Origin of the sequence: Bartonella sp. CL71SXKL, assembly GCF_042194935.1 — a bacterium.
GTDB lineage: Bacteria > Pseudomonadota > Alphaproteobacteria > Rhizobiales > Rhizobiaceae > Bartonella.
On record NZ_JBHINI010000002.1, the window covers coordinates 191,198 to 208,963 of the forward strand.

Annotated in this window: 15 protein-coding genes; 4 read left to right on the forward strand and 11 right to left on the reverse strand. The window is 38.4% G+C overall.

Annotation, left to right across the window (positions count from 1 at the left end; translation table 11 throughout):
• Positions 1–34: 34 nt before the first annotated feature.
• Positions 35–2,920, forward strand: a complete 2,886-nt coding sequence (locus ACFILA_RS01970; RefSeq protein WP_375660555.1) for an EAL domain-containing protein — start codon at positions 35–37, stop codon at positions 2,918–2,920.
• Between the two features lie 42 nt (positions 2,921–2,962).
• Here ACFILA_RS01970 and ACFILA_RS01975 read toward each other — a convergent pair whose 3' ends face one another.
• A complete protein-coding gene (locus ACFILA_RS01975; protein ID WP_375631387.1) occupies positions 2,963–3,547 on the reverse strand; it encodes a YqgE/AlgH family protein in 585 nt (194 codons plus the stop codon).
• A gap of 71 nt (positions 3,548–3,618) precedes the next feature.
• Between ACFILA_RS01975 and ACFILA_RS01980 the strand changes: the two genes are divergently transcribed.
• Positions 3,619–4,497, forward strand: a complete 879-nt coding sequence (locus ACFILA_RS01980) for a protein-disulfide reductase DsbD domain-containing protein (RefSeq protein WP_273791356.1) — start codon at positions 3,619–3,621, stop codon at positions 4,495–4,497.
• A gap of 26 nt (positions 4,498–4,523) precedes the next feature.
• On the opposite strand, the gene rnhA is transcribed toward ACFILA_RS01980, so the two are convergent.
• From rnhA to cyoE, 4 genes are all read right to left on the reverse strand, one after another.
• A complete protein-coding gene (rnhA, locus tag ACFILA_RS01985; RefSeq protein ID WP_273791355.1) occupies positions 4,524–4,991 on the reverse strand; it encodes a ribonuclease HI in 468 nt (155 codons plus the stop codon).
• Positions 4,992–4,996: 5 nt separating this feature from the next.
• Positions 4,997–5,956, reverse strand: coding sequence for a homoserine kinase (locus ACFILA_RS01990; RefSeq protein WP_273791354.1), 960 nt, complete (start codon positions 5,954–5,956; stop codon positions 4,997–4,999).
• Entirely contained in the window at positions 5,956–7,011 is a 1,056-nt protein-coding gene (gene ispH / locus ACFILA_RS01995) for a 4-hydroxy-3-methylbut-2-enyl diphosphate reductase (RefSeq protein WP_375660556.1), read from the reverse strand. The genes ACFILA_RS01990 and ispH overlap by 1 nt, the downstream gene beginning before the upstream one ends.
• 182 nt (positions 7,012–7,193) lie before the next feature.
• Positions 7,194–8,129 carry a heme o synthase gene (gene cyoE / locus ACFILA_RS02000; RefSeq protein ID WP_375660561.1) on the reverse strand — a complete coding sequence of 312 codons (936 nt, stop codon included), beginning with the start codon at positions 8,127–8,129 and terminating at the stop codon, positions 7,194–7,196.
• 344 nt (positions 8,130–8,473) lie between these two features.
• Here cyoE and ACFILA_RS02005 point away from each other — a divergent pair, with 344 nt between their 5' ends.
• Both ACFILA_RS02005 and tldD read left to right on the forward strand, forming a co-directional pair.
• Positions 8,474–9,013, forward strand: a complete 540-nt coding sequence (locus ACFILA_RS02005; RefSeq protein ID WP_375660557.1) for an invasion associated locus B family protein — start codon at positions 8,474–8,476, stop codon at positions 9,011–9,013.
• A 110-nt stretch (positions 9,014–9,123) separates the two neighbouring features.
• Positions 9,124–10,548, forward strand: a complete 1,425-nt coding sequence (tldD, locus tag ACFILA_RS02010; RefSeq protein ID WP_273791351.1) for a metalloprotease TldD — start codon at positions 9,124–9,126, stop codon at positions 10,546–10,548.
• Between the two features lie 519 nt (positions 10,549–11,067).
• Here the strand turns inward: tldD and ACFILA_RS02015 are convergent.
• From ACFILA_RS02015 to aroC, 6 genes are all read right to left on the reverse strand, one after another.
• On the reverse strand, positions 11,068–12,321 hold the full coding sequence (locus ACFILA_RS02015) for a class I SAM-dependent RNA methyltransferase (RefSeq protein ID WP_375660558.1): 1,254 nt from the start codon (positions 12,319–12,321) through the stop codon (positions 11,068–11,070).
• Positions 12,318–13,061 (reverse strand): TlyA family RNA methyltransferase, encoded by a 744-nt coding sequence (locus ACFILA_RS02020; RefSeq protein ID WP_375643156.1) that lies wholly within the window; start codon positions 13,059–13,061, stop codon positions 12,318–12,320. The genes ACFILA_RS02015 and ACFILA_RS02020 overlap by 4 nt, the downstream gene beginning before the upstream one ends.
• Positions 13,062–13,077: 16 nt before the next feature.
• Positions 13,078–14,985 (reverse strand): 1-deoxy-D-xylulose-5-phosphate synthase, encoded by a 1,908-nt coding sequence (gene dxs, locus ACFILA_RS02025; protein WP_273791348.1) that lies wholly within the window; start codon positions 14,983–14,985, stop codon positions 13,078–13,080.
• A 236-nt stretch (positions 14,986–15,221) separates the two neighbouring features.
• Positions 15,222–15,476, reverse strand: coding sequence for an exodeoxyribonuclease VII small subunit (locus ACFILA_RS02030; protein WP_273791347.1), 255 nt, complete (start codon positions 15,474–15,476; stop codon positions 15,222–15,224).
• A 7-nt stretch (positions 15,477–15,483) separates the two neighbouring features.
• Positions 15,484–16,587 carry a 3,4-dihydroxy-2-butanone-4-phosphate synthase gene (gene ribB, locus ACFILA_RS02035; RefSeq protein WP_375641951.1) on the reverse strand — a complete coding sequence of 368 codons (1,104 nt, stop codon included), beginning with the start codon at positions 16,585–16,587 and terminating at the stop codon, positions 15,484–15,486.
• A 15-nt stretch (positions 16,588–16,602) separates the two neighbouring features.
• A complete protein-coding gene (gene aroC, locus ACFILA_RS02040) occupies positions 16,603–17,691 on the reverse strand; it encodes a chorismate synthase (RefSeq protein WP_375660559.1) in 1,089 nt (362 codons plus the stop codon).
• Positions 17,692–17,766 lie beyond the last annotated feature (75 nt).

Below are 17,766 nucleotides of genomic sequence, written 5' to 3' on the forward strand. Positions count from 1 at the left end.
ATTAAACATCCTAAAATATTGAGAGTGGGACATTGTGAAGAGTTTGCGTAAAATAATTGACATCATTTTCATTGTAGTCGTTAGTTCTTTTGTCCATCTTACATCAGCACAAGCAATTGAGCCAGTTAAAATTTCTTCTCAAGATGCTGCTCTTGATCTCTCAAAAGCAATTGAAATTCACCATACAAACAACTCTATTTTTCAAACAAGTACAGCGCCAGGACCAGATGGTATTGTATGGCGTATTGAAGTGCAGGCAAAAAATGAAAAATTTTCCGGAAATTGGGCAGTTTTTTCTCTTGCAAATCCAACAGATGAACAAGTTGATCGTCTCATCGTTGCCCCCCATTATCGCATGGCACGTTCTGGATTTTTTTGGCCAGACCTTGGATCATCAAGGATTCAATCCATAACGCCAAGCGAAGGTTTTTCCCTCGATCGTCAACTTAGTGCAAACTCTGATATCTTTCGTATTACTCTTAACCCTGGTGCTGTTGTTACATTTGTGGCCGAACTTAACTCTGCAAATCTACCGCAAATCTATTTATGGCAACCTGAAGCTTATAAAGATGCAATTAATTCTTATACGCTGTATCATGGTATTCTTCTCGGGATATCAGGTCTCTTAGCGCTTTTGTTAACTGTTCTCTTCGTCGTCCGTGGAACAGGGCTGTTTCCTGCAACAGCTGCTGTTGCTTGGGCAGTGCTTTTTTATATTGGTATTGACTTCAACTTTTTAAATAAATTCTTTGCAGTTACACTCACAACCCAACCAATCTGGCGTGCTGGTACAGAAGTAGCACTTACTGCTACACTCTTCATTTTTCTTTTTACCTATCTCAGCCTTAACCGCTGGCATTATCATTTTAGTTACGGTGCTATCGCTTGGACCATTGCCTTTTGCAGTCTAGGAGCCTTTGCTATTTATGATCCCATCAGAGCAGCTGGGATTGCGCGTTTGTCTTTTGGCCTTACCGCTGTGCTTGGTATAATATTAATCATCTATTTCTCAATCAGAAGCTATGACCGCGCTATTATGCTTATTCCAACATGGTTGCTCATTAGCTTTTGGTGTGTTGGAGCCTATGCCTGCATAGCTGGACATTTAAACAATGATATTATCCAGCCAGCATTAGCGGGGGGATTAGTGCTCATTGTTCTTCTCATAAGCTTTACTGTCCTGCAACAAACTTTTTCTAATGACGCTTTCCATGAAGGAATATTTTCCGACCTTGAACAACAAGTACTCGCAGCAAAGGGAGCTGGAAATATTATTTGGGATTGGAATATTGAGCGTGACCGTATTGTTGTACATCCAAACATGGCAACCCTTTTTGGTACTGAAATTCATAACCTCAATGGACCTATGCGCAACTGGATTTCAGCCTTGCACCATGATGATCGTGAACGCTTTCAAGCTGTATTGGATATCATTCTTAAAAATAAAAAAGGGCGCATTGATCAAATTTTTCGTCTTTCTTCCGGTGGTGGTTATTATCATTGGTTTTCTCTTCGTGCACGTCCGGCTATGCAAAAAGATGGAAAAATCACACGTGTTATTGGAACCATTGTCAATATTACTAACCATAAAAAGTCCGAAGAACGCTTATTGCATGATGCAATCCACGACAGCTTAACCGGACTTCCTAACCAACAAATTTTCTTTGATAGACTACAAAATTATACCTCTTTAGCGAAAGCAAATATCAAAATTAGACCGACTGTCTTTATGATTGATTTTGACAATTTTCGCCAAATTAATCGCAAATTAGGCATAGCTGTTGGGGATACTGTACTGCTTATAATCGCACGTCGTTTAAATCGTCTCATTAACTTTCAAGACACCTTATCGCGTCTTTCAGCAGACCGCTTTGCAATTATTTTACTCAGTGAAACCGAACCACAAAAAATTGCAGCATTTGCAGATCATTTGCACAAAACAATTTCAGCACCTATTTCACTTTCAGAAAACAAAATAATCCTTTCAACCTCTATCGGATTGGTTACATGGAGTGAAAGCCGATCGACGGCTAAAGATATTTTTAATGATAGTGAATTAGCGATGATTCGCGCAAAACAAATGGGTGGAAACCATATTGAACCTTTTCGTCCTAATTTTCGCACTTTGGGACTCGAACATAATACTCTGGAGAAAGATGCTCATTATGCCATAAAACGTAATGAGATGAAAATCCTCTACCATCCTATCCTTAATTTATCAGACGGACATATTATTGGTTTTGAAACAATTGTAGAATGGCATCATCCCACTTATGGAAATTTAAATGTCTCTGATTTCATAAAAATCGTAGAAAATGAACAAATTGTTATGGATTTGTCACAATTTATCATCGATAATGCCATTATTGATCTTATAAATGTACAAGAAAAGTTTTCCCAACAATCTTTCTTTATTTCAATTAATTTACCAAGCGCAGAAATGATTCATCCTCGTTTTATCAGTCAGTTGCGTGCCGCTTTGCTTCGCCATCCGCTTCACAAAGGGCGTCTGATGATTGAAATATCTGAATTTGTCTTAAGAAATAATCCTGAACAATCAGCACACTTTCTTGAACAAATTAAAACACTGGGAATGAATCTCGCACTCGATAATTTTGGAACAGGTTATTCGTCTCTGACCTATCTCGTACGTTATCCATTTGATATGGTTAAACTTGATCGTTCACTTATCTCAATCGACTCTCTTAAGAAGAAAATTGTTCTAAAGTCTATCATTAATATGGCAACAGATCTTAATTTGCAAATTATCGCAGAAGGTGTTGAAAATGAAAAAGAAGCAATCTTTCTTCGTCAAGAAGGCTGTAAATATGTTCAAAGTACACTTGTGACGAAACCGATTGCCATAGAAGAATTAATTACACTCGTTCAGAGCCATTTCCCTTATAAAATAAAAACATAATGGATAAAATAACGTGTAAAGTTAAAAAGCTTAGAAAAAACTCTACGCGTGTCCCATTTCAGAAGCAAGATAAGTTGGATCGATACCCATGCGTGTTAAACTTTTATCATATTTGCAGCTTAAATCGCTTTCAAAAAGAAAACTAGGTGATGTAGAACTGATTAGCCAACCATTTGTAGAAATTTCTGCCTCAAGTTGCCCCGCTTTCCATCCAGCATAGCCTAATGCGACCAGTGCATGTTGCGGACCTTGTTCGCAACTGATCGCTTTTAATATATCAATTGTCGCAGTAAAACAGATCTTATCTGCAATAAAAACAGTTTCTTCACAAGCATAATCATCTGAATGAAGGACAAAACCACGCAAAGGATCAACAGGACCACCATAGCGAACTGGAAACTGTTTTATTGGTTCAGAAAGACTTTTTTTTTGGCCACTGTCTATGACTCCCAAATGAAGCAAAAGCTCTGGAAAATCAATATGATGCAATTGATTAAGAATGATGCCCATCGCACCGGCATTAGAATGCGCACAAATATAAATAACAGAACGAATAAAGCGTTTGTCATTCATCCCAGGCATTGCTATGAGTAATTGTCCACCTAAAAAGCCATTACACCGCTTCATTAATCTGTTATTCTCCATAATTTACATGATAAAAGTTTGTTCATTTAGCACACTAGGAAAATAAAACTCCAATGAAAAAAAGTCGTATATTTACAAATTTACAAAATATCGCAACTTTCTTTTATAAAAAGCTTTTCGTTACTTTAAGCTTAACATTCATAGTTTTAGAATTACTTAACATTCCTGTAAATGCTCAAACAGAACAAAAACTCCAGCTTTTCGCAACATCTTGGTATGAATCAGATGGTGGTCGTATCCGATTAGCGATCACTGAACCTTCTCTTTCTGGAATAAGAGAAGGCATTATTGAAATTGAACTTAAACCAGGATGGAAAACTTACTGGCGTAATCCAGGTAATTCTGGCATGGCACCATTTTTTAATTTCAACCAACAGATTTCTTATGAAATCTTCTATCCTACTCCACAGCTTTTTGAAACAGAAAATGATTGGTCATTAGGTTATAAAGATAAAGTAATATTGCCCTTCAATCTTTCTGGTTCAAGCAAAAATTTAAGTGGTGCTTTCACTCTTGGATTATGTAATAAAATCTGTCTTCCATTTACTATTAACTTTGATTTTTCGCCATCTGCTCTTAAAAATAAACATCTTCCTGCTTCCTTCTTAAAAAAGGCGCAAGATTCTTTGCCCCGCATGATGCAGAATGCACTAAAAATAAGTGCCGAAAAAAATAACAGTACCCTTCTTATAAAAATACAAAATAACAACAAAACTACACCTTCCTCTCTCTTTTTAGATGGAGGAGAAATGCAAATTGGAGCAGCAAGAAAAGTCAGTGATAACGCAGAATATACACTCTTCAGTGCTCCACTCTATTTCGCACCAGAAGAAATAAACCAAAAAATTTTTTATACAGTTTCTTTTAAAGATCACGCCTTAAGTGGAACATTCATATTCCATACGCAGCCAACCCCGCTTGCGACTCCGTGATAAAAGAAAAAGCTCCCAAACAGCAATTATGCTGGAAAACGTCCATTTTCACGATATTGAGTAATTGCTTTGCGAGCAAGGGCATCTGCGCGTTCATTTTCTGGATGTCCCGCATGCCCTTTTACCCAGTGCCATCTGACTGTATGACAAGAACTAGCATCCTCAAGAGCTTGCCATAGCTCCATATTTTTAACAGGACTTTTTGATGCGGTGCGCCAATTATTCTTTTTCCAATCTTCAATCCACTTAGATATACCGTTACGCACATAAACTGAGTCTGTATAAAGATCGACCAAACAGGGCTCTTTAAGCGCCTTTAATGCACAAATTGCCGCCATGAGTTCCATTTGATTGTTTGTCGTATGGACCTTACCGCCATAAAGCTCCCGTTCATGACCATTCCAGCGTAAAATTGCCCCCCATCCTCCAATTCCAGGGTTCCCTGAGCAAGCACCATCTGTATAAATTTCAACGACTTTTTGTTGAGTTGCCATAAAATTTAAAAACCTAATTCACTTAGCGAATTTACATTACTGAAAAAACAAAGCTTGTGCCAATACTCCCATGGATCTTTCTTAATAACAAAGCTATTAGGCGGTGTATTAAACCAATCATATAGACGTGTGAGTAAGAAACGTAGAGACGCACCACGAGCTAATAAAACCATCTTGTCCAATTCTAAAGGGATCAATGGTCTTATTTTTTGATAACTTTCCAATAACTTACGTGCTTTGGTAAGATTATAGGAATGATCAGGCTCAAAGCACCAAGCATTTAAACAGATCGCTAAATCATAAGCAAAAAAGTCATTACAAGCAAAATAGAAATCTATCATCCCAGAAAGACGATGATTCACAAAAAAGACGTTATCATTAAATAGATCTGCATGAATAATGCCTATTGGTAAATTGAACGGCCAATTTTTCTGTAAAAAAGCCAATTCCAACTCAATTTTTTGTCCAAATTCTTTTAACAATGCATCTTCTTTGGTTTGACAACGTTGCCACAAGACCTTCCAATCCATAACAGAAAGAGTATTTTTACGACTAAGTGTAAAATCCTGTCCTGCTAAATGTAATTGTGCGAGCCCCATCCCCACTTCGCCACAATGATCTATATTGGGCTGGCGGATCCACTCTCCTTCCAGAAAAGTAATAATAGCGGCAGGACGTCCTGCTAATTCACAGATCATCATTCCATCATTTTGAATAACAGGTTGAGGACAAGGAATTCCACGCTGTCCTAAATGCTGCATCAAGCGACAAAAAAAAGGTAAATCATCTTTTGAAATACGCTTTTCATAAAGTGTTAAAATAAATCGCCCTTGTGTTGTCTCTAACATAAAATTAGAATTTTCAATCCCCTCCTCTATACCTTGATAAGACAAAAGTGATCCTATTGCATAACGTGTTAAAAACACTTTTAAATCATTTGGGTGAATATCTGTATAAACGGCCATTATTCTGCTTTCGTTGTAGATATGTTTGTATTCTGATTTTCATTTTTTGCATTATTTGCTGGACCATTGACGAAAGCCATATCTTGAGACGTTAAAATGACGTCACGTAATTCGCGACTCACTAAAAATTTTTCCGTTTCTACCGCTGTTTCAGCTAATTCTATTGTGACATCATAACGCTCACGAAATGCTGAAATAATTTCATCAATAATAATTTCAGGAGCCGAAGCCCCTGCTGAAAGACTGACAATAGAAAGAGATTTTAGGTTTTCAAAATTAATTTCATCAGCGCGCTGAACTAAAATAGCTTGCCGCGCACCAGACTTTTCGGCAACCTCTACTAAACGTCGTGAATTAGAAGAATTTGGTGCTCCAACAATCAAAAACAAATCGCTCCCCTTTGCCGCTGCTTTAACCGCATCTTGTCGATTCGTTGTAGCATAGCAAATTGACTCAGCCGCTGGGGCTGCTAATGTAGGAAAACGTTGTTGTAATATATCGATAATTCCTGCAGTATCTTCAACAGAAAGCGTTGTTTGTGTCACAAATCCTAATTTATCTGGATCATTGGGTTGATAATGCAAAGCATCTTCTATCGTTTCAATAAGCGTCACAGCCCCTTCTTCAAGCTGTCCCATTGTCCCTATCACCTCAGGATGACCAGCATGACCAATCAATATAACATGACGACCATGACGTTGATGTCGTATCGCTTGTTTATGAACTTTCGAGACCAACGGACATGTTGCATCGAGATAAAACAAATTATAGCATCGCGCTTCTTCTGAAACAGATTTTGGTACACCATGAGCAGAAAAAACAACCGGTTGATTGCGATGTTCTTCTGGAATCTCATCAAGTTCTTCGACAAAAACAGCTCCCCGTTGCTGTAATCCCTCAACCACGTAGCGGTTGTGTACAATTTCATGACGAACATATACTGGAGCACTATATTTTTTTAATGCAAGCAGAACAATCTGGATAGCACGATCAACCCCTGCACAAAATCCACGTGGACCACAAAGACGTATCGTTAAAGGGGGAAGTCCAGACATAAATCATCCTTAATCTCTATAGTTTTAGCTATATATTCAAACAACCTATTATTATACATGAATAAGCAATGTAAAAAAACGCGCAATATCATCTTTTGCATAAGAACAGACTCTATCGTGTTTTCTTACAGAATTTTCTTGAAGAAAAGCTCTTTTTAAATTTGCTTTTTCATTTTATTTGCCTAAAGAGCGATAAAATACCAAACAAGAGATTCAATCAAAAGAACTCCAAAGATAGCTGCCAAATAGAGTAACGAAAAGAAAAACGTTTTTTTGGCCATCAAAATAGTTTCATTATGTGTATCAGCTTTCCATAAACGATAGGCAAAATAAATAAAGATAATGCTTAAAATTGTTGAAAAAATACCATAAAAAATTCCGCCAAGACCAATAAAGCAAGGAGCAGCAGCACATAATGCCATCAAAATAGTATAAAATAAAATCTGTTTTTTTGTTGAATGTTCACCTCGTACATTAGGCATCATAGGGATGCCTGCAGCCTCATAATCAAGAGATGAAAATAAAGAAAGAGACCAAAAATGGGGGGGGGTCCACATAAAAATGATCAAAAATAATAAAAAGCTATCAATACTCACTGTCCCTGTTGCCGCGGCCCATCCAATCATTGGTGGAAAAGCCCCAGAAGCACCACCAATAACAATATTTTGTGGTGTGATACGCTTTAACCAAATTGTATAGATAACGACATAAAAGAAAATCGTAAAAGCAAGAAAAAATGCCGCAAACCAATTAATGAAGCTCCCCATAACCAATACCGAGAGCATAGAAAGAACCATGCCAAAAATAAATGCCTTTTGAGAGCTGATTTTACCCATGGGAATGGGACGCTTTTTAGTCCGTTCCATCACAGCATCAATGTCAGCATCATACCACATGTTCAGTGCTCCCGCACCACCGCCACCAGCAGCAATACATAAAATTGCTAAAAAACCATACCACGGATTGATAGGAACAGGAGACACCATCAAACCAACTAAAGCCGTAAAGATCACAAGAGACATAACACGTGGCTTTAATAATGTGATATAATCACTAATAGTGGATTTTGGTGGCGTTGGTTTACCATTCACAACCGATAACTTTTCTGAAACTGACATTCCACTCAAAGCCCTTTTCCATTTCTGTCATTCACAAACCCAATATTATCTGACAAATATTATCTAGCGTATGGAAATGACCAATTAAGACCAATCGTATTTTTGAGAAAATATGAAATATCTCTTTCGCACGTATACCCTAAAAGTAGATGAAAATACTGGCAATAAAAACACATTTTTTCAATCAACGTTCTTTCCCATATTACAAGTGTATCATAAAAATATATCCTATGAATTAATATATTTGGGTAAATACTGATTTTGTGTTATAGTTTTTTATAGGGAATTCATTTTTTATGTAAATCTATGCATGGTTGTGAGTGTTAAGTCGGATAGGATTTTCTGTGATACTTTATAAATTACTCAAAAAAACTTTTTTTATTGGCACTGTTTTTTACACACTTTATAGTAGTTTTATCAGTCATGCATTTGCACAAACACCCTATGCGCAAAGTGTCCCTGCTCCACAAACCTATGGTGCATGGACAAAAGTTTGTTCTCTACCACCAGGTACACCTAACATGCAGTGTGAAGTTGTACAAAACGTTCACACACAAGGGCGTCAAGATATTACCTTGCGCGTTACATTTTATAAACTTCCTCAAAAGCAAGGTGCCTTGATGCGTGTTTTTGTTCCGATTCGCGTTGAATTACGTCCTGGCGTTGGAATTAAAATTGACGATAAAAATATGGGCAGAATGGAATATCGTCGTTGTCTTGGTGATAATTGTGTTGCTGAAGCCTTTCTTAAAGAAGACATATTGCGGCTCTTTTTAAAAGGAAAAATGGCAACCTATTTTATCTTTACAACTCCGGAACAAGGGATTGGAGGTTTTGTTGACCTTCATGGTCTTGGCGACGCCTATGCAACCTTACCAACATGAGTGAAATCAATACACTTTAAACGATTGAAATTTCATCGTATATTTTGAAAGATTCTTAAAATTAGATTGATAAAAATCTTCTAAGCCCCCATAAAAATAGGATAATTCTTATGAAATCGCTGATTGATCATTTTGATATTGCTTCCTCTAAAGTGCAATCACTTGTACAGGAAACACTTCATCATGCTGATGATGGTGAGCTTTACCTTGAGTACACAGAAAGCGAAGCTCTTTTATTTGATAATGGGCAGCTTAAAAACGGCTCATTTCATCAAGATATGGGATTTGGACTACGCGTTGTTGCTGGAGAGGCTACTGGATATGCTCACTCTAGTGAGTTATCAGCTGCTGCACTCAAACGTGCCAGTGAAGCTGCTAAAGCTGTTACCTATAATAATCATGCAGGGCCTTATAGTATAGCACCTCAACAAACAAACAAAAGACTTTATCAACCGCATAATCCCCTTGATGCTCCATCATTTGAAGAAAAAAGTGCTCTTTTGCAAAAAATTGATGCCTATTTACGTGCTAAAAATGATAAATTGCATCAAGTGACTGTTTCTCTTTCCGGCTCGCTACAACATGTTGAAATTTTACGTGCAGATGGTTATTTGGTTCGTGATATTCGTCCCCTTGTGCGACTTTCTATATCTGTGGTCGTAGCTGAAGGCAATCGACGTGAAAATGGTTTTTATGGGTGTGGAGGGAGACAAGCATTTAACCAATTTATTCATGAAGACAATTGGAAGAAAGCTGCAGATGAAGCCTTACGTATGGCTTTAACAAATTTAGAAGCAGAAGCAGCACCTGCTGGATCTTTTGATGTTGTCTTAGCCAACGGATGGCCTGGTGTTATGCTCCATGAAGCCGTAGGTCATGGTTTAGAAGGTGACTTTAACCGTAAAAAAACATCCGCTTTTGCTGGACTTTTAGGACAACAAGTTGCAGCAAAAGGTGTTACAGTTGTTGATGACGGAACAATTCCACAATGCCGTGGCTCTCTCACTGTTGATGATGAGGGGACCCCTTCAGGATATAACGTTCTCATTGAAGATGGAAAGCTCGTTGGTTTTATGCAAGACAGGCTTAATGCACGGCTTATGGGAGGTAAATCAACTGGAAATGGACGGCGTGAATCTTATGCTTATGCACCAATGCCACGAATGACCAATACAATCATGCTAGGAGGAGATAAAACACCTGAAGAAATCCTTTCTTCACTTAAAAGTGGTATCTATGCTGTTTCATTTGGTGGAGGACAAGTTGATATTACTTCTGGAAAATTCGTCTTTGAATGTACTGAAGCATACCGAGTAGAAAATGGTAAAATTTGTGCACCAATCAAAGGGGCAACTCTTATTGGAAATGGACCGGATGCTATGAAACGTATCACAATGATTGGTAATGATAGTAAACTAGATAATGGTATTGGTATGTGTGGAAAAGCTGGCCAAAATGTCCCTGTTGGTGTTGGCCAACCTCACCTTCGAATCAATAATATGACAATCGGTGGAACTGCGCTTATAGAGGAATAAGCTTGTTCATTCCTTCCCCGTATTGCTTCCTTCTCGTCTATTACGACCATTTTGTTAGGGGGTACAATGCATTGATTTATAAAGATAATCTAGCGTTATTCATATTGTATTAGAACCTTGAATACCGTAAGATTCTCTCATTTTAAATCTGTGTCTGTTGAACCAATCAAAATCATTCGTTTATACATTACAGGCAGGGAGAGTTATATGGATAAAAACTGTACAAGAAAGAACTAAAGATTCTTCTTATGGACCGTCTCAAGTACCAAGAATTTTAGAAACATTGGGAGATGGCAAATATAACGATGGAACAGGCTTATTCAGACACATATTCTTCGTAATCCATTCGTCTTTTTTGTGGTTTTTTTGTGTGGGGTAACTTGTCTTTTATATTTCATAATAAAAAAGCACTTTCTACATTCAGTGCTCTTAGATCAACGAGAAAAAGGTTATTATTATAGATAAATTTTGGAGAGATTTTATAATAATACTCAGGTAAACTTTTAAAAAAAAATTAGGCTAAAGTTTCCAACCTTTCTTTTTTTTCTTTTTGCTCAAAACAGCAACAATTTCGACATGTGGTGACCATAAAAATTGATCGATCGGTATGATTTTTTCTACTGTATACCCCCCTGCAACAAGAAGAGATAAATCACGAGCAAATGTAGTAGGATTACAAGAAATTGCCACAACACGTGATACTGTTGTCTTCGCTAATTCACGTACTTGTTGCTCTGCACCAGCACGGGGAGGATCAAAAACAACACTCTCAAAACATTCAAGTTCCTTTACAGAAAGGGGATGTCGGAAAAGATCACGTTTTTCACAAGTGACCGTTTTTAAACCAGTCGCAAAACGTGCTGCTGTATTTAGATTTCTTAATGCATCTTCATTATTTTCTACTGCATGAACATTCATCTTTTTTGCCATACGCAAGGTAAATGTTCCTACCCCTGAAAACAAATCAACAGCATTCTTTGCTTTTTTTAAATGAGTCAAAATAATATTGCCCATTATATTTTCCGCTTCACAAGTTGCTTGCAGAAAACCACCAGAAGGAAATTCAACACGGACATCTCCAAAGTAAATCTCTGGTTTTTCTCGTTCAACCAAAACTTCACCGTCAACAGATAAACGTATAATCCCATATGAAAGAGCAGCACTGATCATTTTCTGACGAAGTGATTCATGGTGTATAATGCAACCGCTTAAAGCAACATCTAAACCATTTTCAACACATGTTATCGTAACATGAAACCGTTTGGCAGAGTTCTTTAGAAAAGCACAGAGCTCTCTGATATTATGCAACTGAGAAATAAGCTCTGGACGGCTTACTGGGCATTCCTCAAGAGCTACAATCTCATGAGAGAGATAACGGTTAAAACCAACTTTTTGCCCCTGTGGGGTCATGGATGCTGTTAGAGTAATCCGCCGTCGGCTATAAGGTTTACATTCTATTAAAGGCGCAACAACATTATTAAGTCCATACTTTTTAAGCGCCTCAACAACCAATTGTTGTTTCCATACGCGATAAGCATCCATATGCCAATGCTGAAGAGTACACCCTCCACATTCTCCAAAATGCTGACAAAGAGTATCAATGCGTTCTGATGATTTTTCTTTTAATGCTATATATGTTGCATATTTTCCATGAACAGTAATTTCAGCACACTCTCCTGGTAAAGTAAAAGGAACAGAAACGAAGCCGTGAGACGTCTTAGCAATACCATAACCATTTTCTCCGATATGATCGATTATGACATTGTCATTCACTCTTGTTTTTCTCCGAATAGTAAATATTCCACGTTGCCATCACCACCTGTAATAGGGGAAGAAATTAAACCTTTTGCACTCCACCCTGTTTGTGTATTTAACCAAACAAAAAGCGCCTCAGCAGTTTCTTTAGCACTTGATGGACTTAATATTCCTCCCTTACTAAAATGTTTACGACCAACCTCAAACTGAGGCTTTACCAGTAAAACAGCTTGGGCACCCTTCTTGGCTAAAGACAAAACAGGAGGCAATGCAAGTTTGAGAGAAATAAAGCTAACATCTGAAACGATAAGATCAATTTCTCGCCCACCTAAATGTTCCTGTTTAAAATCTCTGACATTCAAGCCTTCTAATAACGTTATAGCACTGTTGCCCAATAAACGTTTATCAAATTGATGATGCCCAACATCAACAGCAATGACATGATCTGCTCCACGCTCTAAGAGAACTTGCGTAAAACCACCTGTTGATGCACCAACATCAATGGCTGTCACTTTATCTGTTATAATTGGAAATGCATCAAGTGCAGCAATCAATTTTAACGCTGCCCGAGAAACATAATTCTGCGCTGGATCACAAACGGTAATCTCTGCATCATCAAAAACGATTTGCCCAGCTTTAAAAACGATTTCTCCGTTAACTTTAACAGTTTGGCGCATAACAGCATCACGTGCGCGTGAACGTGTCTTAAAAAAGTTTTTTTCAACTAAAAGAATATCGAGTCTTTTTCTGGCAGCCATCTCATACTCGAATTTTTTATCCTGTTCGAATCTCGCGGTCCAAAGCTGTAAAAACCGTGTTGACAATGCCCATAGCATCAAGCCCGATACGTGAAAGAACTTTTTCTGGTGAGCCGTGATTCAAATATTCATCTGGAAGTTGTAGTGTACGAACTTTCAAACCATGCTCTAAGAGCCCTTCTTGCGCTAAAAATTGTAATATGTGCGCTCCAAATCCACCGATTGCCCCTTCTTCAATTGTCACCAATACCTCATGCTCACGTGCCAAACGACGCATCAAATCCTTATCTAAAGGTTTTGCAAACCGTGCATCTGCAACCGTTGTAGATAACCCTTCAACCTCCAACGCATCAGCAGCTTGCAACACTTCTGACATCCGCGTTCCAAAACAAACCAAAGCGATCTTATTCCCTTCACGCAGAACGCGCCCTTTTCCAATTTCTAATAACTCACCACGTTGCGGTAAATCTATACCAATCCCCTCACCACGCGGATAACGAAAAGAAATGGGTCCCTGATCATAAGCTGCAGCTGTACGCACCATATGCATCAATTCAAGCTCATCAGAAGGTGCCATAACAACAAACTCAGGAAGAGTGGACAAAAAAACAATATCAAAACTTCCAGCATGTGTTGCGCCATCTGCCCCCACAAAACCTGCTCGGTCAATAGCAAAACGTACCGGTAATTTTTGAATTGATACATCATGAATAATTTGATCATAAGCACGCTGTAAAAAAGTAGAATAAATTGCAACAAAAGGCTTATACCCTTCACAAGCAAGTCCTGCCGCAAAAGTTACGGCATGTTGCTCAGCGATACCAACATCAAACATTTTTTCAGGAAATTTTTTCGCAAAAGAATCAAGACCTGTCCCTGTTGGCATCGCTGCTGTTATGCCAACAATCTTATCATCATGGTGAGCTTCTTCTATTAAAGCTTTAGAAAATACCTTGGTATAGGGTAGAATATTACTTGATGCTTTAACCTGTTTTCCTGTCGTGACATCAAAACGATTAACACCATGATATTTATCAGACGAGGCCTCTGCAGGTGGATATCCCTTTCCCTTATGGGTTACAACATGCACCAAAACAGGACCATTAGGATATTCACGAACATTTTTAAAAACAGGCAATAAATGCCCCAAATTGTGCCCATCTATGGGTCCAACATAATAAAAGCCGAGCTCATCAAATAAAGTTCCCCCAACCAAAAGTCCACGCGCAAATTCCTCTGAACGACGGGCCTTATCCAAAAAAAACTTTGGCAATTTTTCGCTCAACATCTTTACGCGTTCACGCAAATGACGATAAGAAGGACGAGACACTAATCGTGCAAGATGTGCACTCATAGCACCTGTAGGTGGTGCTATAGACATATCGTTATCATTAAGAACAACAATCAAGCGCGCATTCAAAACACCAGCGTTGTTCATTGCTTCATATGCCATACCCGCAGACATTGCACCATCACCAATGACAGTTATGATATTGCGTCTTGTCTCTGCTTTCAAAGCACTTGCCACCGCCATGCCAAGCCCCGCTGAAATAGAAGTAGATGAATGCCCCGCTCCAAATGGATCATACACACTTTCTGAACGTTTTGTAAAACCAGATAATCCGCCCTCTTGACGTAATGTGCGAATTTTTTCTCTACGCCCCGTTAAAATCTTGTGTGGATAGGTTTGATGACCAACATCCCAAATAATCCTATCCTCTGGTGTATTAAAAATATAATGTAATGCAACAGTGAGCTCAACAACACCAAGTCCCGCCCCAAGATGACCACCTGTTACAGAAACCGCATCAATTGTTGCTGTCCGCAACTCATCAACCAACTGTACCAAATCAGACTCATGCAATGCCCGCAAATCTTGCGGAAAACAAACACGGTCAAGCAATGGTGTTAGGACCTGAGACAAAAAAAATCCTTTCTATTATCTTAACTCAAGAAAACGCAACGAAATACATCTTCTCTACTCTTATTTACAGTTTTGCATCTTTTTTTACTGAAAAATGCTCTTTTCTATTGAGATGAACTATAATTTCCTCATTTTTAAATTATTATATAAAAAAGAAATCAATAAATTTTTCTGTTTATAAACTAAGGTTATTGCATCTCTTAAGTCCCACAATAAATATCCAAAAAGATTTAATATTATTTAGCATCAAGTGGTTCTACTCCTTCTGGAGAACCTTCTTCTGAAAACTGGATTTTTTCAACTTTAGCTTCAGCAACTCTTAAGAGTTTTTCACAATGCTTTTTAAGCGCTTCACCGCGTTCATAAATATCAATGGATTGTTCCAAAGGCACATCGCCACGTTCCAAATTTTCGACAATAACTTCAAGTTGCTTAAGCGCTTGCTCGAAACTTAAGGTCGTAATATCTCCCTCTTGTATCTCTTTTTTCATATGAACCTCAAAAAATATCTGTTCTGGATATACGAATTCCAAAACCTTCCAAACCTACATAATGGCGCTCTTTAGAAGCATAAACAATAACAGAGCCTATTCCTAAATATTTTAAAATTTGTGATCCTAAACCAATTTTGCGCCATTCTTCTTCGCGTTCAATCGCCTGCACATGGTTTTCTGAACTGTCTCTTGCCATGTTTTGAATATCAATAGTTGATTGTATAACAGATCCTTCACGCAAATAAATAAATACGCCACGTTTTTCTTTTTCCATCATACGCCGCATCATCACCATAATATCTGAAGTTTGACAAAAAACGTCATTTATAATGTTTTCATGATGTAAATACACAGGAATATCCTCCCCCTCACGGACATCACCAAAAACAATTGCAATATGCTGAACGGCTTCCCAAGGGAGTTGATAACTTTGAATAATAGCGGGACCTACAAATGTTTCAATAGGCATTTCTCCAACATTTTTGATCAATATTTCCTTACGTTGGCGGTAAGCAATTAAATCTGCAACCGTTATAATATGCAACCGATGTTCTTGCGCAAATTTCATAATCTGATCGCCATGTTTAACGCTTCCATCATCATTAACTAACTCACCGATAACACCAACCGGCGGCAAATTAGCTAATTTACATAAATCAACAGCCGCCTCTGTGTGACCTGAACGCATGAGCACCCCCCCTTCATGCGCAATCAAAGGAAAAACATGCCCTGGACGAACAAAATCATCCGCACTTGCATTTGAATTCGCAAGATTACGTACAGCTAATGTACGGTCATGTGCTGAGATCCCTGTTGTTATGCCGTGTTTAAAATCAACAGTAACCGTAAATTGTGTCCCATGTGCAGAATTATTATCTGGTACCATAGGAGAAAGATTAAACCGTTTTGCTTCTTTTTTTGGCATAGGTGTGCACACAATACCTGTTGTGTGACGAAGAATAAACGCCATCTTTTCTTCTGTACAATGCGCTGCAGCAACAGTTAAATCACCTTCATTTTCACGGTCATCGTCATCTGTTACCACAACAATTTCACCGCGTTCAAAAGCTTTAAGTGCAGAAACAATTTTTTTTTCATCATACGCCATTGTTCACCTTTTCAATCACCCAACTTGACCGCGATGTCTTAGATAATGGTCAGCAATAGCACAAGCAACCATCGCTTCACCAACAGGAACGGCACGGATCCCAACACATGGATCATGACGCCCCTTTGTTATAACGTCTATATCATGACCATCAACATCAATAGAGCGACGAGGTGTTAAAATTGATGAAGTAGGCTTTACAGCAAAACGTGCAACAATTGGCTGTCCACTCGATATTCCCCCTAAAATACCTCCCGCATGATTTGATAAAAAAAGCGGTTTTCCATCATTTCCCATTCGCATTTCATCGGCATTTTCTTCTCCCCTCAAGCGGGCTGCCGCAAAACCATCACCAATTTCCACACCTTTTACCGCATTAATCGACATAAGTAACGAGGCAATATCTTGATCAAGCTTTGCGTAAATAGGGGCTCCTAAACCTGCCGGAACATTTTCTGCAACGATCTCAACAACCGCTCCAACAGATGTTCCCTCTTTACGGAGTTCACTGATATAATCACTAAAAATGTGAACCATCTCTGCATCAGCTGTAAAAAAAGGATTATTATTAACCTCTGACCAATCCCAACGATCACGATTAATATTATGAGGACCAATTGCTATCACTGCTCCTCGTACAATCAAACCAGGAACGATTTTACGAGCAAATGCACCAGCTGCAACACGTGCTGCCGTCTCCCGTGCCGAAGAACGTCCCCCACCTCGAAAATCACGAATGCCATATTTAATATCATAAGTATAATCCGCATGTCCTGGACGATACTGATGGGCAATCGAGCTATAATCCTTCGAACGCTGATCTGTGTTTCGAATCAACAGAGAAATTGGTGTACCTGTTGTCACCAATGTCGTCCCATCGTCTTGAACAACAACTCCTGAAAGGACTTCTACTTTATCTGATTCTCGGCGCTGCGTTGTATATTTTGATTGTCCTGGTTTGCGTTTATCAAGATAAGCTTGAACTTCTGCAAGAGTAAAAATAATTCCAGGTGGACAACCATCAATGACACAACCAAGAGCAGCACCATGACTTTCACCCCATGTTGTTACACGAAACAAATGACCAAATGTATTATGCGACATGAAAAAGATCCGTTTCTCTGTCAAATATTACAACGACAACGCATGTTGTATGCTATACACAAGGTAGCTCTTTGC